This is a genomic window from Stenotrophomonas sp. HMSC10F06, from assembly GCF_001807865.1.
GTDB lineage: Bacteria > Pseudomonadota > Gammaproteobacteria > Xanthomonadales > Xanthomonadaceae > Stenotrophomonas > Stenotrophomonas bentonitica_A.
This window is the reverse complement of sequence record NZ_KV791251.1, coordinates 1-20,629: the sequence shown is the minus strand read 5'-3', so window position 1 is coordinate 20,629 and position 20,629 is coordinate 1. Positions and strand designations below refer to the sequence as shown.

The window sequence follows — 20,629 nt, the reverse complement described above, 5'->3', positions numbered from 1 at the left end:
CAGGGCATTGCGAAGGGTGCGGCCACTGCAAGAGCCAGCCCGGTCGTTGCCGTCCCGAGGCGTAGTGCCGGCCGCTGGCCGGCTCCTCGGGCCACCGGCCGGCTCCTCAGCCCACCAGGCCGAATACGCTGGGCGAGCTAAGATGAGAGGCCTTTCCACCGGAGCCTCTGCCATGACCACTGCCTTCGATTTCCCGTTCGTGGATCTGTCGGGCCAGCCACAGGCGTTGGCGCAGTATCGGGGCAAGGTGTTGCTGCTGGTCAATGTGGCCAGCAAGTGTGGCTTCACGCCGCAGTACGAGGGGCTGGAGGCGTTGTGGCGGGAATTCGGGCCGCGCGGGCTGGTGGTGATCGGGTTTCCCTGCGATCAGTTCGGGCACCAGGAGCCGGGCGATGCGGCGCAGATCGGGGAGTTCTGTTCGCTGACCTATGGGGTCAGTTTCCCGATGTCGGACAAGGTGGAGGTCAACGGCGACGGCGCTGATCCGCTGTGGCAGTGGCTCAAGGCCGAGAAGGCCGGGGTGCTGGGCACGCGGGGGATCAAGTGGAACTTCAGCAAGTTCCTCGTCGGTCGCGACGGGCGGGTGTTGCAGCGCTATGCACCGACCGACAAGCCCGAGTCGCTGCGCGGCGACATTGAGGCGGCGCTGGCGTAGCGCCGGGCTCTGCCCGGCTCCGTGATCCCGGTAGTGCCGGCTGCTGGCCGGCTCCTCGCATCACCGGTTCGCCCAACGTTCCAGCCACGCATGGCGTGGCTCTACACCGCAGCGGTGGAATCAGCCGCCTGCTTTCCGGTTGCGCACGTCTTCGGGCAGGAGGGCGAGAATGTCGTCGACGATGTTCGGCAGACTCTGCTCGGAGTAGCCGCGATGCACGCCGGCGATGCTGCCGTCGTGGCCGATGATGAACATGTGCGGGATGGTCTGGATGCCGTACTGGTCGCTGACCTCGCCCTTGGCGTCGTGGATGTAGTCCAGTGGCGGGGCTTTGCGGCTGCGGGCGATGGCGGCGAAATCGGCGCGCGGTTCCTTCAGGTTCACCGCGTAGACCTGCAGCGCGTCATGCCCGATGACCTTCTGCAGCTGGCCCAGGATCGGCAGTTCCTTGCGGCACGGGCCGCACCACGAGGCCCAGAACGTGACGATGACGACCTTGCCGCGCTGGCTGGCCAGGTCCACCACATTGCCCTGGCGGTCCTTGCCCAGGATCTGCGGCGGGATATCGCCGGCTTTCGGTGAGGGCGTTGCGGGCGCGGCGGCGCTGGCAGCCAGGCTCATGGCGAGCAGCAGGCAGGCGAGGGCGGGGCGGATCTTCCTGATCATCGGTACAGCTCCAGGTCAGGCCCGGCCGTTGCCGGGCTGACGCGGAATATAGCCCAACGTGAATGCGATCGTTGCCGCGTAGAGCCGACCAAGGGTCGGCTCTACGCGGCAGGGCCGCGGTCGGCGAATCAGCCCCGTAGAGCCGGGCTCTGTCCGGCTGGCGCGCAGGTTGGTCGATCAGCCGGGCGGAGCCGAGCGCCGCGATTACTTTTCGACGAAGGCGCGTTCGAAGACGTAGTGGCCCGGGGTGCCGATGCGCGGCGAGGTCTGGAAGCCGCGGCTGTCCAGCACGGTGCGCAGGTCGGCCAGCATCTGCGGGCTGCCGCAGATCATGGCGCGGTCGTTTTCCGGATCCAGCGGCGGCAGGCCGAGGGTCTTCTGCATCTCGCCGCTTTCCATCAGCGAGGTCAGGCGGCCCTGGTTGGGGAAGGCTTCGCGCGTGACGGCCGGATAGTAGAGCAGCTTGTCGCCGATCATCTCGCCGAGGAATTCGTGCTCGCGCAGTTCCTTCTCGAACAGCTCGCGGTAGGCCAGGTCCTTTTCGTAACGCACGCCGTGGGTGAGGATCACCTTGTCGAAGCGCTCGTAGGTTTCCGGGTCCTTGATCACCGACAGCCACGGCGCCAGGCCGGTGCCGGTGCCGAGCAGGTACAGGTGCTTGCCCGGGTGCAGGTCGCTGATCAGCAGGGTGCCGGTAGGCTTCTTGCCGACCAGCACCTTGTCGCCCGGCTTGATGTGCTGCAGGCGCGAGGTCAGCGGGCCGTCCTGCACCTTGATGCTGAAGAACTCCAGGTTTTCTTCCCAGTTGGCACTGGCGATGGAGTACGCGCGCAGCAATGGGCGCGCTTCGGTTTCCAGGCCGATCATCACGAACTGGCCGTTCTCGAAGCGGAAGCCGCTGTCGCGGGTCGTGGTGAAGCTGAAGTAGGCGTCGGTCCAGTGACGGACCTCAAGCACCGTTTCGGCGCCAAAAGCGGAAGACATGGGGGTGGGGTTCTGGTCGGTTTCGTCGGGTCTAGTTTATCTCAAATGAGATAAATTCTCATTGACTGGCCGGACAGGCCTGTCGTGCCTGGGTTTCAGCGGTAACCGGCCGCCTGCAGTTCGAACAGTTCGGCATACCGGCCGCCCTGGGTCATCAGCTCGGCATGGGTGCCGCTGGCCTCGATCCGGCCGCCGGCCAGCACCAGGATACGGTCGGCCATGCGCACCGAGGAAAAGCGGTGCGAGATCAGCACCGCAGTGCGGTTGTCGGACAGTTCCTTGAAGCGCTGGAACACCTCGAACTCGCTGCGCGCATCCAGCGCCGCGGTCGGTTCATCCAGGATCATGACCTGCGCATCGCGCATGTAGGCCCGCGCGATCGCAATCTTCTGCCACTGGCCACCGGACAGGTCCACGCCCATCTTGAAACGGCGGCCGATCAGCTGGTCGTAGCCACCGGGGAGGCCGGCGATCACCTCATCGGCCATGCCGCGCCGGGCGGCATCGCGGATGCGGGCGTCGTCGCCCATCGCCTCGACCAGGCCGACGCCGATGTTCTCGCCGGCGCTGAGGTTGTAGCGCACGAAGTCCTGGAAGATCACGCCCATGTTGGCGCGCAGGTCATCCAGGTCGTAATCGCGCAGGTCGCGGCCATCGAGCAGGATGCGGCCTTCGTCGGGGTCGTACAGGCGGGCCAGCAGCTTGACCAGGGTGGTTTTGCCGGCACCGTTCTCACCCACCAGCGCCAGTACTTCACCGGCACGCAGGTCGAAATCCAGATGCCGCACCGCCCAGCTTTCGGCGTCGGGATAGCGGAAACCGACGTTCTCGAACACGAAGCCCTGGGTGATCGGCTGCGGGATGGCGATGGCATCCGGGCGCGAGTGGATTTCCGGTTCGATCTGGAAGAACGAGAACAGATCGTCCAGGTACAGCGCCTGGCCGGCAACCTGTGAAAAGCCGATCAGCAGGCCTTCCAGCAGCTGGCGCAGGCGCAGGAAGCTGCCGGCCAGGAAGGTGAGGTCGCCGATCGAGAAATCGCCGCGCACGGTGCGCCAGGCGATGTAGGCGTAGGCGGCGTAATAGCCCAGCGTACCGAGTGCTGCCAGCAGCGTGCCCCAGATCGCACGCTTGCGGGCCAGCGCACGGTTGGCCAGATAGAACTTCTCGGCGAGTAGTTTGTAGCGATCGATCAGGAAGCGATGGAGGTTGAAGATCTTCACCTCCTTGGCGGTCTCCACGCTGGCCCCGATCTGGCGCAGGTACTCCAGCTGGCGGCGCTCGGGCGTCCACTGGAAGTTGAGGCTGTAGCCGGCTGCGTTGAAGTGCGATTCGCCGATGAAGGCCGGGATCAGTGCTACCGCCAGCAGCAGGATCAACCACGGCGCGTACACGATCAGGCCGACCGCGAGGCTGGCCACCGTGATGCTGTCCTGCACCTGGCCGAACAGCTGGCTCATCAGGTTCATCCGGCCCATGGTCTGGCGCCGTGCCCGGTCCAGTTTGTCCTGCAGGTCGGGGTCTTCGAAATCCTCCAGGTCCAGCTCGGCGGCGTGTTCCATCAAGCGCACGCTGGTGACGTTGGTGAACAGCTCCGACAGTAGAGTATCGGCGTAGCTGACCATGCGGCCGAGCAGGTCCGAGGCCATCGCCAGGCCGAACTCGAGCGCGAGCAGGCCCAGCAGGGGATTGAGCAGGCCACTGGACAGCGCCTCGCCGAACGGCGGGAAGCCGGCATCATGCTGGCTGAGCTGCACGGCGGCATCGATGATCAACTTGCCGACATAGAGCATCGCCACCGGCAGCAAGGCACGGATCACACGCAGGCCGAGACTGGCCAGGGTCAGCCCGGGGCTGGTCTGCCAGACCTGGCGCAGGAACGGGGGCAGGTTGCGCATCGCATTGACGCGCTCACGCAGGCTGGGATTCTTCTGGCCGGGTGCACCGGCAGCGGGGGAGGCGGGCATGGGCGGTATTGTGCGCGCCGTGACCGTGGTTGATGCATGAAGTCAGTGCCTGCGCAGATTGCCGACGCGTACGCCCCGCAGAACGGTGCAGCTGGTACACCGCTACCCGGTAGTGCCGGCCGCTGGCCGGCTCCAGGTGGCATCCAGCATCGTGCGGAGCCGGCCAGCGGCCGGCACTACCCGTGCAGCACGACGATCGTGCGGAGCCAGCCAGCGGCCGGCACTACCCGTGCCTTATGGCAGCGGCGGCAGCAGGCCGGCGCCGAGGCGGTTCCAGGCGTTGATCACCGCGATGCCCATGCTCAGGTCGCTGATGCCCTTCTCATCGAAATGCGGTGCCAGGGCGTCGTACGCGGCATCGGACGGCGCCGCGCTGCTCAGCCGGGTCAGTGCTTCAGCCCAGCCCAGTGCGGCGCGCTCGCGTGCATCGAAGAAGCGGCTCTCGTGCCAGGCTGGCAGCGTATCGAGCTTGCGCGGTTCGATGCCGCCCTTGCGCAGGGTGGTGGCATGCATGTCCATGCAGTAACCGCAGCCATTGATCTGCGAGACACGCAGGAACACCAGCTCCATCAGTACCGGATCGATCGAGCTGTCGTGCACGGCCTTGCTGGTGGCCAGCAGGCCCTTGAAGGCCTCGGCGGCGAGGCGGGTGTATGGAACGCGCGGTGAGGTGGACATCGGGGACTCCATGACGGCCGCAATGGCCGTCTTCATCTGGAGGACGCGCCAGCATCGCGCGCTGTGACAAGGGCGGTGAGTTTTTCCGGATTGAGCACGCTGAGCACGCGCACGATCCGTCCGGCATCGACCGTGATCATCGTCACCGAGTGCAGCTGGTCGCCCGCGAAACGCAGGATCGCCGGCTCGCCATTGACCTGGCCGAGCTGCGCCGGATGCTGGCCGTTGCGGCGCGCGATCGCCCAGTACAGCTGCGCGATGCGCTCGGCGCCGAGCAGGGGGCGGATCGCTGCGGTCACGCGGCCACCGCCGTCGGAGATCATCTCGGCATTGGCATCGAGCAGGGCGCGGATCGCTTCCAGATCACCCTGCTGCGAGGCGGCCATGAAGCGCGCCAGCAGGTCGCGGTGCTGGGCGGGCGAGACCGTGAAGCGTGGGGCGCCGGTCTGCAGTCGCTGCCGCGCCCGGTGCACCAGTTGCCGGCAGTTGGCGGGGGAGTGCTCCAGCAGGGGCGCGATGTCCGGGTAGTCGTAGTCGAACACATCCTTGAGCAGGAAGGCGGCGCGCTCATCCGGCTTGAGCTGCTCCAGCAGTGCCAGGAAAGCCACCGAGACCTCATCGGCGAGGGCATGGCGCTGGGCCGGGTCCTGCAGCGGGTCCGGGTCCAGGGCGATCTCCAGCGGCTCGGGCAGCCACGGCCCGACGTACTCCACGCGCGCGCTGCGCAGGGCGCGCAGCCGGTCCAGGCCGAGCCGGGTGGTGGCCGTCACCAGCCAGCCCTCCGGGTCTCGGATCCCGCCGGTGTCGGCGCCCTGCCAGCGCAGCCAGGCGTCCTGGACGATGTCCTCGGCGTCGCTGCGGCTGCCCAGCAGGCGGTAGGCCAAGGCGAACAGGCGGGGGCGGTGGGTCTGGAAGGTATCGGTCGGGGTCATGCCAGGAGGACGCGGCCGGGCAGGCCGCTGTGACAAGGCGGGGCGCCCACTTTGCACCAAACCCCGCCACCGCGAGCGATTCTCAACGCCGCCGGGCGGTAGTTGTTAAAATCGGCGGTTAAACCCCCGCCAGCCTCCAGCAAGCGAGCAAGTCGTGACATCGATCAAGCAGGAAGACCTCATCCAGTCCATCGCCGACGCGCTGCAGTACATCTCGTACTACCACCCGGTCGATTACATCAAGAGCCTCAACGCTGCCTATGAGCGCGAAGAGTCGCCGGCCGCGAAGGAGGCGATGGCCCAGATCCTGATCAATTCGCGCATGTGCGCCGAAGGCCACCGGCCGATCTGCCAGGACACCGGCATCGTCACCGTGTTCCTGGAAATCGGCATGAACGTGCGCTGGGACGACGCCACGATGGGCGTGGAGGACATGGCCAACGAAGGCGTGCGCCGCGCCTACAACTATCCGGACAACAAGCTGCGCGCCTCGGTGCTGGCCGATCCAGCCGGCAAGCGCATCAACACCAAGGACAACACCCCGGGCGTGGTCAACGTCAAGGTGGTGCCGGGTGACACCGTCGAGGTGATCGTCGCGGCAAAGGGCGGCGGTTCGGAAGCCAAGTCCAAGTTCGCCATGCTCAACCCGTCCGACTCGATCGTGGACTGGGTGCTCAAGACCGTGCCGACCATGGGCGCCGGCTGGTGTCCGCCGGGCATGCTCGGCATCGGCATCGGCGGCACCGCCGAGAAGGCGATGCTGCTGGCCAAGGAGTCGCTGATGGAGCCGATCGACATCAACGAGCTCAAGGCCCGTGGCGCCTCCAACCGTGCCGAAGAACTGCGCCTGGAACTGTTCGACAAGGTCAACGCGCTGGGCATCGGCGCGCAGGGCCTGGGCGGCCTGACCACCGTGCTGGACATCAAGGTCAAGGACTTCCCGACCCACGCGGCCAACCTGCCGGTGGCGATGATCCCGAACTGCGCGGCCACCCGCCATGCGCATTTCACGCTGGATGGCAGCGGCCCGGTGATGCTCGATCCGCCGTCATTGGAAGACTGGCCGCAGATCACCTATGACGCCTCCAAGGGCACCCGGGTCGATCTGGACACGATCACTCCGGAAGACGTCGCCAGCTGGAAGCCCGGCCAGACCCTGCTGCTCAACGGCAAGCTGCTGACCGGCCGCGACGCCGCGCACAAGCGCATGGTGGAGATGCTGGACAAGGGCGAGCCGCTGCCGGTCGACCTCAAGGGCCGCTTCATCTACTACGTCGGCCCGGTCGATCCGGTGCGCGACGAAGTGGTGGGCCCGGCTGGCCCGACCACCGCGACCCGCATGGACAAGTTCACCCGCCAGGTGCTGGAACAGACCGGCCTGCTGGGCATGGTCGGCAAGGCCGAGCGCGGCCCGGCGGCGATCGAGGCGATCCGTGACAACAAGTCGGCCTACCTGATGGCGGTCGGCGGCTCGGCCTACCTGGTCTCCAAGGCGATCAAGGCGGCCAAGGTGGTCGGCTTCGCGGATCTGGGCATGGAAGCGATCTACGAGTTCACCGTGCAGGACATGCCGGTGACCGTGGCGGTGGATTCCACCGGCGAGTCCGTGCACCAGACCGGCCCGCGCGAGTGGCAGGCCCGCATCGGCAAGATTCCGGTCGTCGTCGCCTGAGGCTTCCGGTCGCGGCAATACGGCAGGTATCGGTCACGGGTTGATACGCTGCTGAAACGAAAACGGCGCCCGAGGGCGCCGTTTTTCGTTGTCCACCCCTGCGCGTGGCGCGCGCATAATGCGGGCCTTCCCCTGAGAGGCACCCACGCATGCGCACCACGTTGTATGGATCGCCGAGTACCGCCGCCCTGGTCGTCCATTGGCTGTTGCTGGAACTGCAGATCGAGCACGATCTGGTGCTGTTGGATTTCGACAAGCGCGAGCACAAGGATGCCGCGTATCTCGCGTTGAATCCCGCAGGCCTGGTGCCGACGCTGGTGCTGGACGGGCAGGTATTGACCGAAGCGGCAGCGATCGCGCTGCACCTGGCCGACCGCCACCCGGACGCGGCTCTGCTGCCGGCCCCGGGGACTGCCGATCGCGCCGAGGCCTACCGCTGGATGTTCTGGTGTGCCAACACCGTGCAGCCGGCGTACCGGGCGTGGTTCTACCCGCAGGAAATGGCCGGCCCCGAGCATGTGGAGGCGACCCGCCAGCGGGCGCGCGAGCGGCTGGAAGGCGCGTGGCAGCACCTGGCCGAGCATCTGTCCACGCGCGGGCCGTATGTGCTGGGCGACGCGTTGAGCGTCGTCGATTTCATGCTGGTGATGCTGATGCGCTGGTCGCGCAACATGCCCACGCCGAGTGACACCTGGCCGGCGTTGAAGGCCTACGCCGATCGTCTGAAAGCCCGGCCGGCGTTCGCCGAGGTCTACCGGCGCGAGGGCATCACCGACTGGCGCTGAGGTCGATGGCAGGTCGGAAAGAAGTGCTGCTAAAGTCGGGCGTGTGCCGTTCAAGGATGATCGCGATGGGCGTAAAAGGGAGCGTGCTGTTGCTGTTGCTGTTGCTGTTGCCGTTACTGGTGATGGCGGGGCTGGCCGGGTGCGCGGGCTACGAGATCCAGCCCCCGATCAGCGCTACGGGACAGCAGTGCATGCAGACCTGCGATGCGCGGCGGGATCAGTGCACCTGGCAGGCAGAGGCGGTGGCGCGTTCGGAGGGCGATTCGTGTGCCTTCAGCCAGCAGCGGCTGGCGAGCCGCTGTTCGGCGTATACCAGCGAGAGCGACCGGCACCGCTGCGAAACCGCCAATGGCGGCACGAGCTGCATCACTCCCACGGCCAACACCTCGCCATGCAGGGAGCGCTGGGAGCTCTGTGCACTTGACTGTGGCGGGACGATGGTGGAGCGCTGACCGCCTGTCTGCAAAGCTGGCCGGCAGTGCTGTTACCGCAACCGGCTGCCCGCACTGACCTGCGGCGAGGATAACAACCGCTGTACCAGCCGCTGTGGAGGCAGCTGAGGCGCAGTTTTACGCCGGCAGGATCTCCAGCACCGTCTCCGGTGGCCGGCACAGACGTGCCCCGCGCGGAGTCTCCACGATCGGGCGGTTGATCAGCTCCGGGTGGGCGACCATCGCGTCGATCAGCGCGGCATCGGAAAACGCGGCGTCGTCCAGCCCGAGCGAACCATAGGCCGGCTCCTTGCTGCGCAGCAACGCCCGTGGGGCGATGCCCATGCGCGTGATCAGGGCGGTCAACGTAGTACGGTCCGGCGGTGTCTTCAGGTATTCGATCACCACCGGCTCGATGCCGTGCTCACGCAGCAGTTCCAGCGCCCCGCGTGAATTGCTGCAGCGCGGGTTGTGCCAGATCGTCACCGCCATCAATACCACTCCAGCAGCGACACACCCAGGCCCACATACGTGGCCTTGTGGTTGTAGTCGATCATGCTCTCGCCGTAGCCATCGAAGATCTGCACGTGACCGCGCAGCAGGTTGCTGATCGGGAAGCCGTAATCAAGCTGCAGCGCACCGTGCGAGCGATCACCGCCACGCAGCGAGTGCCGCGCCATCAGCGAGACCTCGTGACCGTTCTTGTTCCAGGTCAGGGTGGCGTCGCCGCGGCCCATGTAATCGGAGATGTCCGGGTTGTTGTCGTCCTTGCGGTCTTCCGGGATGCGATACCACGGGCGCAGGACCAGCGCCCAGTTCTCGCGGTCCAGGCCGACGGTGGCGATCACCCGGTTCCAGCTGCGCGACAGGGGATCGGCGCGGCCGTTGGACATGTGGTTGACACTGATCCCGCTCATGCGCCCGCGCCAGCCGCCGATCGAGTAGCCGTTGCGGAACATCAGCATCACTTCCGGCTCGTAATTGGTCTCACGGAACGGACGCGAGTTGTCGGCGTTGTAGGCCTGCCAGCGCGAGCTCTGCGTGTAGCCGGCCCAGATGTCGCCGTTGTCGCCGAACAGGTTTTCCACGACCTTGGTCTTGAAGCTGAGCTGGAACTTCAGTTCCGCGCTGTCCAGCTGCTGCGAGGTGGTGACCGTATTGACCGGATTGGGCGACTGCGGCATCTGGTTCTTGTCGCTGGTCCAGAAGGCGGGCAGCAGGTAGACCGGCTTGTAGGCGCGCAGCTGGAAGGCGCCCAGCTTGGAGTCCTGGGCCAGTTCCCAGCGGCTGTCCAGCAGCGAGCCCTTGCCAGCGTTGGCCAAGGCGTCCTGATGGCCGTCGTTCTTGAACACCTCGCCAAGACGCTGCTTCACCCGCTGTGCCGCAGGCGCATCGGCATCGGCCCCGCGTGCGGCCTGGCGCTCTTCGCGGCGTTCCTGCTTTGCGGCGGTGGCCGCCGCATCGGCGGCCAGGGTCACGTCCGGCGTACGACCAAACAGCGTGTCGTAGCACGCCAGACGCGCCGCGTCGGTGTCCACCAGTGCGCAGGCCTCCGGTGACGCCGGCTTCGGTGCCGCCTCCTGTGCTGCAGCGGGCAGGGCGGTGCCGGCCAGGGCCAGGGCAGTGAACAGGGCGGAGCGGGAATAGGGCAGGGTCATGGGAGCAGGGCCGCGTGACAAAAATGAATGGGTCAACCGGCACAGTGTGGCCGCTGAGGAATAATCCCGCCAGCGCACGACACGGTCGATCTGATCCGGTTTATGCCGGTCAATGGTGTGGTCAGGGCGTGAAGCCCCGGTCTGGCGGTGACCTCAGAAGAACCAGGCGAACGCGAACAGGCCCAGCATCGCGATCACCAGCGCCAGCTTGAGCGCGAACCCCAGCAGGATGCCAAGCCAGGTCGCCAGGCCCACCTTGGTGGAGCGGCCCAGCTCGCGGGTGTGCCAGTACTCGCCCAGCAGTGCGCCGGCGAGCGGGCCCACGAACAGGCCGATCGGCATGAAGAACACCCCGACGATGCTGCCCAGGAAGGTTCCCCACAGGGCCTTGCGGCTCGCGCCTACCCGCTGTGCGCCGACCACCGTGGCCAGGATGTCCACGGCGAAAGACAGCAGGGTCAGCAGGCCCAGGACCGTCAGCGGCAGCCAGCCCACATGGACGAAATCGTCGGCCCATGCCGCCAGCACCAGCCCGGCGAACACCAGCGGGATGCCGGGCAGGGCGGGAAGAATCACGCCGGCGATGCCGACCAGCACCAGCAGGACGGCTAGCAGATACAAGATGAATGAAGGGTCCATGCTGTCCAGTATGGTTCCTGAAATGGGGTTGACATCGCAAGCTTTTGGCTAGTTGCTTTTTCGTTTTGCTCGGGTTAAGTTGCAGGCGCTGAGCTTGGCAAGGTCACCGTGGATCGTGGCCTGATGATGGTAGATCTTCCGGATCCGCTGCATCGTTGCACCTCGCTTCCCCCTTGCTGTCAGCCGCCTGTACGGGTGTATCCAACAACAAGACAGTTAGGGAGTAGCTGAGATGGCTGAGAAGGGCACCGTCAAGTGGTTCAACGACGCGAAGGGTTTCGGGTTCATCAGCCGTGAGAGCGGCGAAGATGTATTCGTGCACTTCCGCGCGATCGAATCCCAGGGCTTCAAGAGCCTGAAGGAAGGTCAAGCGGTCGAGTTCGAAGTGGTGACTGGCCAGAAGGGCCTGCAGGCCGACAAGGTCAAGCCGCTCTGAGCGCACGCCGGGTCCTGCCTGGTTGAGACATGAAAAGGGCCCGCGCAAGCGGGCCCTTTTCATTGCACGCCGTGTGCGGGGCAGATCAGCGCAGGATCACCTTGCCGTTGACCACGCGGACATAGGTGTTCTCGCGGATCCCGCCCAGATCGCGCTGGTTGACCACGACCGTGCGACCGTCATCCATGCGTACCGTGATGTCGAAGGTATCGCTGGTCACGTTCTTCTGGATCTGGTTGCCGGCCAGTGCACCACCCACCGCGCCTGCGGCGGCGGCGATGTTCTTGTTGCCTCGGCTGCCGCCGGTGTGGTCGGAGATTTCATGGCCGGCGACCGCGCCGACGATGCCACCCAGGACCGCGCCGGTCGCGCTCGGCGCGCTGCGGCCCGAAGCGACCTGGTTGATGCGGGTCACGATGCCGCAGTCAGCGCAGCGATTGGTGTTGTAGTTGCCGCCGGAATTGCCGTAACCGTTGTTGTAGCCACTGCTGCCGTAGCCCGGCGAGGTGGTGGCACAGCCAGCCAGGGCGACGGTGACAACAGCAGCGGCGGCGATCAGTTGAATCTTCATGGTGTATCTCCTGGCCAGAGGGGTGGTCGAATGCGTCTGGTGCGCATGGGGCAGATCGTGTCCTGTGCTGCGTGAACAGCGTGCCAATCCCGGGCTGCCAGCGTGGCTGGAAGATGAATCAGCGGAAATCCTGGTGGCAGGCCTTGCAGTCGGTCTGGATCTTTTCCACCAGCGTGGCCATGCCCGGGCAGTCGGTCGGCGGCGCGGCCAATGCCTCGTTGAGCGTGGCGCGCAGGGCGCTGGCGTGCTGCTGGAAGCCCTGGCTGTCCTTCAGGCCGGGAAAGGCCAGGTCCAGATCATTGGACAGCGAGCGCAGGGTCTGCAGCCGCGGCACGGTATCGGCCAGGCTGCAGCGGTTCTGCGCCTGCGCCGCCTGCAGCAGCTCCACCTGGCGGTTCATCACGTGCATCAGCGCATCCGGGAAGGGATCCTGGCGGGCCTGGATGGCGCGCGAGATCATCACCGTGGCGATCAGGCCGATCACCAGCCCGAGCAGGCCGACGAACAGGTAGCGATAGGCGGCGGAGGGGCGGCGGGACGGCGTCACGGGGTCGTTCATGGTGAAGGCTTCCTTGAGAGGTGGCTGCGGCGATGGTACGACGCGTCCTGTCCACGGCGCGTACCGGCGCTGGCCTGCGCGCATTAAAATGTCCGCATGAACGACGTACTGCGCGAACGATTTGCCGGCATCGACCGGTTGTATGGGGTAGGCACCGTGGATCTGCTCGCCACCCGCCGGGTGGCGGTGGTGGGCATGGGCGGGGTTGGCTCGTGGGTGGTGGAAGCGCTGGCGCGCACGGCGGTCGGGCATCTGACCCTGATCGATGCCGACGACATCTGTGTCTCCAACACCAACCGCCAGCTGCCCGCGCTGGCCGGCCAGTACGGCCGCAACAAGGCCGAGGCGATGGCCGAGCGCTGTCGCGCGATCAACCCGGACATCAGCGTCGATGCGATCGCCTCGTTCCTGACCGTGTCCAACATGGTTGAGCTGCTGGACCGCGATTTCGATCTGGTGATCGATGCGTGCGACAGCTTCCGGGTCAAGGTCGAGACCATTGCCTGGTGCCGCCGCCGCAAGCTGCCGATCCTGACCGTGGGCGCTGCCGGCGGCCGTACCGATCCCACCCTGGTGCGGATCCGGGACGTGTCGCGCACCGAGCACGACGCGATGATGGCGCTGATCCGCAAGAAACTGCGCAGCGACTTCAACTTCCCCAAGAACGCCTCGCGCTACTTCGGCGTGCCGGCGGTGTACTCGCTGGAGAACGTGAAGTACCCGCAGGCCGACGGCAGCGTGTGCGGCATCCGCCCGAACCTTGGCGCCGACGCGGCGCTGAAGCTGGACTGCGGCGCGGGCCTGGGCGCGGCCACCCACATCACCGGTGCGTTCGCGTTTGCGGCGGTGGGCAAGGCGCTGGAGATGTTGATGAAGCCGAAGAAGGGTGCAGCGGCCGCCGAGGCTTGATCCGGGCGGACCGGTCCACTCACAGGCCGAACAATGCCTCGGCATTGGCCGTGGTCTGCGAGGCAATCACCGCGGCCGGCTCCCCGCGCAGCCGCGCCACCGCCTCCAGGATCACCGGCAACCGCGCCGGCTCATTGCGCTCGCCGCGGATGCCTGCATCCGGCTGGTCCGGTGCGTCGGTCTCCAACAGCAGCTGCTCCAGGGGCATGTTGGCCACCAGGCGGTGCAGGCGCTGGGCGCGGTCATAGGTCAGCGGGCCGCCCAGCCCGATCAGGAAGCCGAGCTGGTGCAGTTGCCGCGCCTGCTCGGGGCTGCCGGAGAAACTGTGGACCACGCCGCGCAGCCCGCCGATCTGCTTGATCGCCGCGATCACCGCATCCACCGCGCGGCGCGCATGCACGATCACCGGCAGGTCGAATTCGCGCGCCAGCCTCAATTGGCCGAGGAAGTAATGCTGCTGGGTGTCCGGGTCCAGCCCTTCGACGAAGAAATCCAGCCCGCACTCGCCAACCGCGCAGGGGCGCTCGCGCTCGAGCCACGCGCGTAGTTCGTCCAGGTGCTCGGGGCGGTGCTGATCCAGGAACATCGGGTGCAGTCCGTATGCCGAGTGCAATCCGTCGGCCAGCCTGCAGGCCTCCCGCAGCCCGGGCCAGCTGGCGGCGGTGACGGCCGGCACCACTTGCGCGAAAACACCCGCCGTGCGGGCGCGTGCGATCACCTCGGCGCGATCGGCATCGAACTCCCCCGCATCCAGGTGGCAATGACTGTCGATCAACCTCACGCGCGGCGCTTGCTCGGCAATGGCGGTGGCGTCGGGTCGCCGCGTCGTTTCCAGTTGGCCAGCAGCAGCGTGCCCAGGCCGAACAGGATTTCATCCACGAACGGCAGCGGGTCGGGGATCACCAGGGTCACCGCGAACAGCGCGGCCGTGATCTTGAACAGGGTGGGGTAGCGCAGCCGACGCGCCCATTCCAGCACCGGCAACAGTATGGGATTGGACATGGGGCACTCCTGGGCAGATGCTGTAAACGCTATCACGAGCCTGGGGCCCACCGAACCTGAATGGGCGGGAGGATGTTCACGATCCGTCGAGATTCCGTTCAGGCTGGCCGTGCTGGAATTCACTCAAGAACGTTGCGGATCGTCCGCAAGGAGCCGGTTATGAAAAGTACAACTACTACTGCTTTGGTCGCTGCAGGTGCGCTGCTGGTCGGCGGGATCGCCACTGCTGCCTTCATGAAGGGCGGCAGTGCCTCGCCCGACGCGGTGACCGCTGCTCAGACCCGGCCCACCCTGGACACCACGCCGCTGGCCGATGACGGCGCGCGCACCGACCAACTGGCCATCGAAGACAAGGCCGGCAAGCTCGAGTACGCCGACATCGTCAAGGTCGATCCGCTGACCAGGAAGGAAAAGGCCTACGCCACCGTGATCGGCACCGAGCCGGTGCGCGAGACGTCCAGCACGCAGACGCCGCATGAAGTCTGCCAGGACGTGGTGGTCCAGGAACGCCTGCCCGAACGCGACGGCAATGTTGGCGGTACCGTCGCCGGTGCCGTGATCGGCGGCCTGCTGGGCAACCAGGTCGGCGGTGGCAATGGCCGCAAGGCCGCCACGGCCGCTGGTGCTGTCGCTGGCGGCATGATCGGCAACCAGGTGGACAAGCGCCATGTGGGTGGCCGCGTGGTCAACCGCACCGAGCGCCAGTGCCACACCGAGACCGCGACCTCCGAGTCGACCCGGGTGACCGGCTACAACGTCACCTACCGCAATGAAGACGGCACCACCGGCACCATGCGCATGGCCAGCAAGCCGGGCAACCGCATCCCGATGGGCACCACCAATGCGGTCACCGGCTACAACGTGACCTACCGTTACGACGGCGCCGAAAAGACCGTGAAGATGGACAACAAGCCGAGCAGCGATCGCCTGCCGGTGATCGACGGTCAGCTGGTCACCCAGACCGCCGCGCTGGGCGCGAACAACCAGTAAAGCGCAGCCGTTCGAACGCACCACCAACACGCCGGCAACTGCCGGCGTGTTGCGTTGTGGGGAACGGTGCACGGCATGCCGGTGGCTGCGTCTGCGATCATGGCGGTACACACGCAACAGACGAGGACGCCATGAGCATTTTCGACCTCCAGCTGGAGACCGAGCGCCTGATCCTGCGCCCGCCACGCGCCGAGGATTTCGATGATTTCCTGCGCTTCTGCTCGGACCCGGAGGTGATGCAGCACCTGGGTGGCGTGCAGGCCCCCTCCCAGGCATGGCGCAGTTTCAGCTGCCTGGTGGGCAGCTGGCACCTGTATGGGTTTTCGATGTTCTCGGTGATCGAAAAAAGCAGCGGTGAGTGGGTCGGGCGCATGGGCCCGTGGCAACCGCTGGACTGGCCGGGCACCGAGGTCGGCTGGAGCATCCGCCGCGAGAGCTGGGGCAAGGGCTATGCGCCCGAAGCGGCGGTGGCCAGCATGGACTGGGCGTTCGACACGCTCGGCTGGGAAGAGATCATCCACACCATCGATGCGGCCAACGAAAACTCCAAGGTGGTCGCGCGCAAGCTCGGCAGCTCGCTGCTGCGCATGGGCGAGCTGCCGCCGCCGCACGCCGGCAAGCCGATCGAGATCTGGGGCCAGTCACGGCAGCAGTGGCAGCAGCGTCGGGCCACGCAGCGGTGATGCTGCACCCGCGCTTGGCAAATGCGATGGGGTGAGGCCAGACTCGGCATCGTGGGCAGGCCGCCCCATCCGGTTGTCCGCCTACGCAACACGTCACGGAGGCTGATGCATGTTTGCCGTGGTTCCCGATCCGATTCCCGCGCGCATGAAGGGCCTCAACCGGGCCGAAATCTGCGACGCCAACTTCATCGATTTCGTGCAGCAGTGGCGCGGCGATCCCGCGCCGACGCCGGCACCCGACGCGCCGATCCTGCCCGGCAGCACCCTGGATGCGCAGGGCTTTGCCGAACTGTTCGAATCACAGCTGATCAGCCGCCACCTGGACCTCATGGCGCGTGTACTGCGCGTGCAGAACAAGGTCTTCTATACGATCGGTTCGTCCGGCCATGAGGGCAATGCGCTGGTGGCACGGTTGGCGCGGCATACCGATCCGGCGTTCCTGCATTACCGCTCCGGCGGTTTCATGGCCGAGCGCTTCCGCAAGCTGCCGGGCATGGACCCGGTGATGGACGCGGCGCTCTCGTTCGCGGCCAGCCGGGACGATCCGGCCAGCGGTGGGCGCCACAAGGTGTGGGGCAGCAGACCACTGTGGGTGCTGCCGCAGACCTCCACCATCGCCTCGCACCTGCCCAAGGCCCTGGGCACGGCGCTGGCCATCGAAAGCGGGCGACGCATCGGCCACACGCTGCCGATTCCCGGCGACAGCGTGGTGATCTGCTCCTTCGGCGATGCCTCGGCCAACCACGCCACCGCGCAGACTGCGTTCAACACCGCCGCGTGGGCGGCGTACCAGCGGCTGCCGGCACCGATCCTGTTCGTCTGCGAGGACAACGGCATCGGCATTTCGGTCAAGACACCGGATGGCTGGATCGCGCAGAGCTTCGCGCACCGCCCGGGCCTGGATTACTTCTTCGCTGACGGTCTGGATCTGGTCGAGGGGCATGCACAGGTGGAGCGCGCGCTGGCCCATTGCCGGCAGACCCGGCGGCCGACCTTCCTGCACCTGCGCACCACGCGTTTGATGGGCCACGCCGGTACGGATTTCGAAATCGAATGGCGGCCGTTGCCGGAGCTGTGCGCGGCAGAAGCGAGCGATCCCCTGCTGCGCTCGGCGGCGATCGCGATGCAGTCCGGCTGGATGACCGCCGCGCAGGTGCTCGATCTCTACGAACGCGTGCGCGCGCGCTGTTTCGCCGCGGCCGCCGAAGCGGATCGACGGCCGAAGCTGACCGATCTGGCCGAGGTCGTGGCGCCGCTGGCGCCGTACTCGCCGGCGGCCGTCCAGGCAGAAGCCACGCGCACGGCCGCTGATGAGGCGCGCGTCGCTGCGTTTGGCGGTGCGGCGCAGCTGCCCGAAACACAACCGCCGCGCCACCTGGCGATCCAGATCAACCAGGCCCTGCACGATCTGATGGCCAAGTACCCGGCCACGCTGCTGTTCGGTGAGGACGTCGCGCAGAAGGGCGGGGTGTATACGGTCAGCAAGGGCCTGCTCAAGGCGTTCGGCCCGCGCCGGGTGTTCAACACCCTGCTGGACGAAACCATGATCCTGGGCATGGCGCAGGGCCTGGCCAACCTGGGCATGCTGCCGATTCCCGAGATCCAGTACCTGGCCTATCTCCACAACGCGGCCGACCAACTGCGGGGCGAGGCGTGCTCGCTGCAGTTCTTCTCCAATGACCAGTACCGCAACCCGATGCTGGTGCGGATCGCGGGGCTGGGCTACCAGAAGGGCTTCGGCGGGCATTTCCACAACGACAACTCGATCGCCGCGCTGCGCGACATCCCCGGCCTGGTGGTCGGCTGTCCCTCGCGCGGCGACGATGCGGCGATGATGCTGCGCACCTTGGCCGCGCTGGCGACGGTCGATGGCCGGGTCGCGGTGTTCCTCGAGCCGATCGCGCTGTACATGAGCAAGGACCTGCACGCGCCGGGCGATGGCCAATGGCTGTTCCCGTATCCGGCACCGGACCAGGCACTGGTGCTCGGCGAGGGCCGGGTCTACGCGCCGGAGGCCAGTGACCTGGTCATCTTCACCTATGGCAACGGCGTGCCGATGAGCCTGCGTGCGGCGCGGGCGATCGAGCAGCAGCTGGGCTGGCAGGTGCGGGTGGTCGACCTGCGCTGGCTGGTGCCGCTCAACGCCGGGGTCATCAGCGGCCAGGCCGCCGATGCCCAGCGCGTGCTGGTGGTCGATGAGGGCCGGCACAGCGCCGGGATGGGGGAGGGCGTGATCACCGCCCTGGTCGAGGCCGGGCTGGGGCACCTGCCGATCCAGCGGGTGTGCGGGGCCGATACCTACACGCCACTGGCGGGGGCAGCATTGTGCGTGCTTCCAAGCGACAATGCGGTATTGAACGCCGCCCTCGCGCTGGCGCAGGACCATTGATACATGTGTGGATTGGCAGGCATGCTGCTGCCCGCTCCGGCAAGGGAGCAGGCAGCACTGGAAGAACAGGCGCGGCGCATGGGCGACGCATTGGTGCACCGTGGCCCGGATGACAGCGGGGTATGGGCCGATGCCTCGGCCGGCATCGCGCTGGCGCACCGCCGGCTGAGCATCCTGGACCTGTCGCCGCTGGGCCATCAGCCGATGACCTCGGTCGATGGCCGCTACGTGCTGGCCTACAACGGCGAGGTCTACAACTTCGCCGAGCTGCGCGCCGAGCTGGAAGCGCTGGGGCATGCCTTCCGCGGCCATTCGGATACCGAAGTGCTGCTCGCCGCGATCACCCAGTGGGGCTTCGAGGAAACCCTGCAGCGCAGCAACGGCATGTTCGCCATCGCGCTGTGGGACCGCGCCGAGCGCTGTCTGTGGCTGGCCCGCGACCGGGTCGGCAAGAAGCCGCTGTACTACGGCTGGGCCGGTGAGACGCTGGTGTTCGGCTCCGAGCTCAAGGCCCTGTGGCAGCACCCGGCCTTCGACAACGAGGTCGACCGCGATGCGCTGACGCTGCTGCTGCGGCTGGATTACATTCCCGCGCCGCACTGCATCCACGAGCGCTGCTTCAAGCTGATGCCCGGCCGCGTGCTGCGGCTGGATGCCGAGGCGGTCGCCGCCGGCGCTGCCGCGCACCGTCCGGATCAGCTGCAGCAGCCGTTCTGGAATGCGCGCGAGCGCATGCAGCAGGCGCTGGCCGCCCCGTTCACGGGCAACGATGCCGAGGCCGAAGAACGCCTGGATGCGGTGCTGCGCGACGCGGTGGCGCTGCGCATGGTGGCCGATGTGCCGGTCGGCGTGTTCCTCTCCGGCGGTACCGATTCGTCGGTGGTGGCGGCGTTGATGCAGGCGCAATCGAGCCAGCCGGTGCACAGTTTCAGCATCGGCTTTACCGGTTCGGACCATGACGAGGCGCCGCTGGCCAAATCGCTGGCCCAGCACCTGGGCTGCGATCACACCGAGCTGTATGTCAGCGGCGCCGATGCGTTGGCCGTGGTGCCCAGCCTGCCGGCGATGTTCGATGAACCCTTCGCCGATGCCTCGCAGGTGCCCACGGCGCTGGTCGCCAGGCTGGCGCGGCAGGGCGTGACGGTGGCGCTGTCCGGTGACGGCGGCGATGAACTGTTCTTCGGTTACACCCGCTACCAGCGGGCGATGCGCAACTGGCGGCTGCTGGGCAAGGTGCCGGCGCCGCTGCGGCGCTGGATGGCCAGCCATTCACACACGCAGGGCGAGGCCTCGCGCACCGGTGGGCTGGCCGCGCTGCTGGCCGAGTCGGGCGCGCGCGGCATCGGCGATGTCTACCGCAACCGGATTTCCCGCTGGCGCGACCCGGTCGCTGCGGTACGTGGCGCGCAGGCGGCCGGCAGCTTCTACGACCTGGCCGATCCGCTGCACGGTGCTGGCTCGCCGGCCGACGCGATGATGCTGGCTGATTTCAGCACCTACCTGCCCGATGACCTGCTGTGCAAAGTGGACCGCACCAGCATGGCGGTCAGCCTGGAAGCCCGTGCACCGCTGCTGGACTGGCGCGTGGCCGAGTTTGCCTGGTCGCTGCCGATGGCGATGAAGCAGCGCGATGGCGTGAGCAAGTACCTGCTCAAGCGCGTGCTGGGCCGCTACGTGCCGCAGGACATGGTGCACCGCCCCAAACGTGGCTTTGGTGCCCCGGTCAGCGCGTGGCTCAAGGGCGACCTGCGCGGCTGGGCCGATGAACTGCTGGATCCGGCGCGGCTGGCCGAGGAGGGCGTGTTCAATGTCGAGGCGGTCGCCCCGCTGTGGCAGCAGTTCAAGCAGGGCGAGCGCAAATGGCACACGCACCTGTGGAACGTGCTGATGTTCCAGGCCTGGCAGGCGCATTGGCGCAACGCACGCGCGGACGTGACGCGCGCATAGCGCTACGCGTGCGGGTCCGGACACGGAAGGCAGCCACCCATGGGGTGGCTCTTATCTCTTGCCGATCTGGCACTTT

At 67.0% G+C, this 20,629-nt stretch carries 22 protein-coding genes; 10 read left to right on the top strand and 12 right to left on the bottom strand.

What is annotated here, in order from left to right; genetic code table 11:
- Nucleotides 1-172: 172 nt before the first annotated feature.
- Nucleotides 173-655: a glutathione peroxidase gene (locus HMPREF3113_RS01285; protein WP_070470340.1), complete on the top strand. Its 483-nt coding sequence runs from the start codon at nucleotides 173-175 to the stop codon at nucleotides 653-655.
- Between the two features lie 120 nt (nucleotides 656-775).
- Here HMPREF3113_RS01285 and HMPREF3113_RS01280 read toward each other — a convergent pair whose 3' ends face one another.
- The 5 genes from HMPREF3113_RS01280 to HMPREF3113_RS01260 all read right to left on the bottom strand — a co-directional run bounded on the left by HMPREF3113_RS01280 (nucleotide 776) and on the right by HMPREF3113_RS01260 (nucleotide 5,882).
- Nucleotides 776-1,321, bottom strand: a complete 546-nt coding sequence (locus HMPREF3113_RS01280; RefSeq protein ID WP_070470338.1) for a TlpA disulfide reductase family protein — start codon at nucleotides 1,319-1,321, stop codon at nucleotides 776-778.
- Nucleotides 1,322-1,525: 204 nt separating this feature from the next.
- A complete protein-coding gene (locus HMPREF3113_RS01275) occupies nucleotides 1,526-2,305 on the bottom strand; it encodes a ferredoxin--NADP reductase (protein WP_046274192.1) in 780 nt (259 codons plus the stop codon).
- 95 nt (nucleotides 2,306-2,400) lie between these two features.
- The gene (locus HMPREF3113_RS01270; RefSeq protein ID WP_070470337.1) at nucleotides 2,401-4,272 is read right to left on the bottom strand and encodes an ABC transporter ATP-binding protein; all 1,872 of its coding nucleotides are present in this window, start codon (nucleotides 4,270-4,272) and stop codon (nucleotides 2,401-2,403) included.
- Nucleotides 4,273-4,506: 234 nt separating this feature from the next.
- Nucleotides 4,507-4,950: a carboxymuconolactone decarboxylase family protein gene (locus tag HMPREF3113_RS01265; RefSeq protein WP_026070203.1), complete on the bottom strand. Its 444-nt coding sequence runs from the start codon at nucleotides 4,948-4,950 to the stop codon at nucleotides 4,507-4,509.
- A gap of 32 nt (nucleotides 4,951-4,982) precedes the next feature.
- Nucleotides 4,983-5,882: an RNA polymerase sigma-70 factor gene (locus HMPREF3113_RS01260; protein WP_070470335.1), complete on the bottom strand. Its 900-nt coding sequence runs from the start codon at nucleotides 5,880-5,882 to the stop codon at nucleotides 4,983-4,985.
- Nucleotides 5,883-6,036: 154 nt separating this feature from the next.
- Between HMPREF3113_RS01260 and HMPREF3113_RS01255 the strand changes: the two genes are divergently transcribed.
- The 3 genes from HMPREF3113_RS01255 to HMPREF3113_RS01245 all read left to right on the top strand — a co-directional run bounded on the left by HMPREF3113_RS01255 (nucleotide 6,037) and on the right by HMPREF3113_RS01245 (nucleotide 8,791).
- Entirely contained in the window at nucleotides 6,037-7,554 is a 1,518-nt protein-coding gene (locus HMPREF3113_RS01255; protein ID WP_019185911.1) for a fumarate hydratase, read from the top strand.
- A 149-nt stretch (nucleotides 7,555-7,703) separates the two neighbouring features.
- Nucleotides 7,704-8,339 carry a glutathione S-transferase family protein gene (locus HMPREF3113_RS01250; RefSeq protein WP_070470331.1) on the top strand — a complete coding sequence of 212 codons (636 nt, stop codon included), beginning with the start codon at nucleotides 7,704-7,706 and terminating at the stop codon, nucleotides 8,337-8,339.
- 56 nt (nucleotides 8,340-8,395) lie between these two features.
- Nucleotides 8,396-8,791, top strand: a complete 396-nt coding sequence (locus HMPREF3113_RS01245) for a hypothetical protein (protein ID WP_070470328.1) — start codon at nucleotides 8,396-8,398, stop codon at nucleotides 8,789-8,791.
- A gap of 117 nt (nucleotides 8,792-8,908) precedes the next feature.
- Here the strand turns inward: HMPREF3113_RS01245 and arsC are convergent, their stop codons facing one another.
- The 3 genes from arsC to HMPREF3113_RS01230 form a co-directional block, all read right to left on the bottom strand.
- On the bottom strand, nucleotides 8,909-9,262 hold the full coding sequence (arsC, locus tag HMPREF3113_RS01240; RefSeq protein ID WP_070470325.1) for an arsenate reductase (glutaredoxin): 354 nt from the start codon (nucleotides 9,260-9,262) through the stop codon (nucleotides 8,909-8,911).
- Nucleotides 9,262-10,428: a phospholipase A gene (locus HMPREF3113_RS01235; protein WP_070470322.1), complete on the bottom strand. Its 1,167-nt coding sequence runs from the start codon at nucleotides 10,426-10,428 to the stop codon at nucleotides 9,262-9,264. The genes arsC and HMPREF3113_RS01235 overlap by 1 nt, the downstream gene beginning before the upstream one ends.
- Nucleotides 10,429-10,581: 153 nt before the next feature.
- Nucleotides 10,582-11,067 carry a DUF456 domain-containing protein gene (locus HMPREF3113_RS01230; protein WP_070470320.1) on the bottom strand — a complete coding sequence of 162 codons (486 nt, stop codon included), beginning with the start codon at nucleotides 11,065-11,067 and terminating at the stop codon, nucleotides 10,582-10,584.
- A gap of 232 nt (nucleotides 11,068-11,299) precedes the next feature.
- Here HMPREF3113_RS01230 and HMPREF3113_RS01225 point away from each other — a divergent pair, with 232 nt between their 5' ends.
- On the top strand, nucleotides 11,300-11,503 hold the full coding sequence (locus tag HMPREF3113_RS01225; protein ID WP_019185917.1) for a cold-shock protein: 204 nt from the start codon (nucleotides 11,300-11,302) through the stop codon (nucleotides 11,501-11,503).
- 85 nt (nucleotides 11,504-11,588) lie between these two features.
- Here HMPREF3113_RS01225 and HMPREF3113_RS01220 read toward each other — a convergent pair whose 3' ends face one another.
- Together HMPREF3113_RS01220 and HMPREF3113_RS01215 are read right to left on the bottom strand one after the other, a co-directional pair.
- The gene (locus HMPREF3113_RS01220) at nucleotides 11,589-12,074 is read right to left on the bottom strand and encodes a glycine zipper 2TM domain-containing protein (protein WP_070470317.1); all 486 of its coding nucleotides are present in this window, start codon (nucleotides 12,072-12,074) and stop codon (nucleotides 11,589-11,591) included.
- A gap of 118 nt (nucleotides 12,075-12,192) precedes the next feature.
- Nucleotides 12,193-12,633 (bottom strand): cytochrome c, encoded by a 441-nt coding sequence (locus tag HMPREF3113_RS01215; RefSeq protein WP_070470315.1) that lies wholly within the window; start codon nucleotides 12,631-12,633, stop codon nucleotides 12,193-12,195.
- 96 nt (nucleotides 12,634-12,729) lie between these two features.
- Here HMPREF3113_RS01215 and HMPREF3113_RS01210 point away from each other — a divergent pair, with 96 nt between their 5' ends.
- Nucleotides 12,730-13,542 (top strand): tRNA threonylcarbamoyladenosine dehydratase, encoded by an 813-nt coding sequence (locus tag HMPREF3113_RS01210; RefSeq protein ID WP_070425492.1) that lies wholly within the window; start codon nucleotides 12,730-12,732, stop codon nucleotides 13,540-13,542.
- Between the two features lie 19 nt (nucleotides 13,543-13,561).
- Here the strand turns inward: HMPREF3113_RS01210 and HMPREF3113_RS01205 are convergent, their stop codons facing one another.
- Both HMPREF3113_RS01205 and HMPREF3113_RS01200 read right to left on the bottom strand, forming a co-directional pair.
- Nucleotides 13,562-14,323 carry a TatD family hydrolase gene (locus HMPREF3113_RS01205; RefSeq protein WP_070470312.1) on the bottom strand — a complete coding sequence of 254 codons (762 nt, stop codon included), beginning with the start codon at nucleotides 14,321-14,323 and terminating at the stop codon, nucleotides 13,562-13,564.
- Entirely contained in the window at nucleotides 14,320-14,544 is a 225-nt protein-coding gene (locus HMPREF3113_RS01200) for a DUF6116 family protein (protein WP_070470309.1), read from the bottom strand. The genes HMPREF3113_RS01205 and HMPREF3113_RS01200 overlap by 4 nt, the downstream gene beginning before the upstream one ends.
- Nucleotides 14,545-14,703: 159 nt before the next feature.
- Between HMPREF3113_RS01200 and HMPREF3113_RS01195 the strand changes: the two genes are divergently transcribed.
- The 4 genes from HMPREF3113_RS01195 to asnB all read left to right on the top strand — a co-directional run bounded on the left by HMPREF3113_RS01195 (nucleotide 14,704) and on the right by asnB (nucleotide 20,553).
- On the top strand, nucleotides 14,704-15,534 hold the full coding sequence (locus HMPREF3113_RS01195) for a glycine zipper 2TM domain-containing protein (protein WP_019185923.1): 831 nt from the start codon (nucleotides 14,704-14,706) through the stop codon (nucleotides 15,532-15,534).
- A 131-nt stretch (nucleotides 15,535-15,665) separates the two neighbouring features.
- Entirely contained in the window at nucleotides 15,666-16,217 is a 552-nt protein-coding gene (locus tag HMPREF3113_RS01190; protein ID WP_046274182.1) for a GNAT family N-acetyltransferase, read from the top strand.
- Nucleotides 16,218-16,326: 109 nt separating this feature from the next.
- A complete protein-coding gene (locus tag HMPREF3113_RS01185) occupies nucleotides 16,327-18,606 on the top strand; it encodes a thiamine pyrophosphate-dependent enzyme (protein WP_070470306.1) in 2,280 nt (759 codons plus the stop codon).
- A 3-nt stretch (nucleotides 18,607-18,609) separates the two neighbouring features.
- The gene (gene asnB, locus HMPREF3113_RS01180) at nucleotides 18,610-20,553 is read left to right on the top strand and encodes an asparagine synthase (glutamine-hydrolyzing) (RefSeq protein WP_070470303.1); all 1,944 of its coding nucleotides are present in this window, start codon (nucleotides 18,610-18,612) and stop codon (nucleotides 20,551-20,553) included.
- The last annotated feature ends 76 nt before the right edge of the window (nucleotides 20,554-20,629 follow it).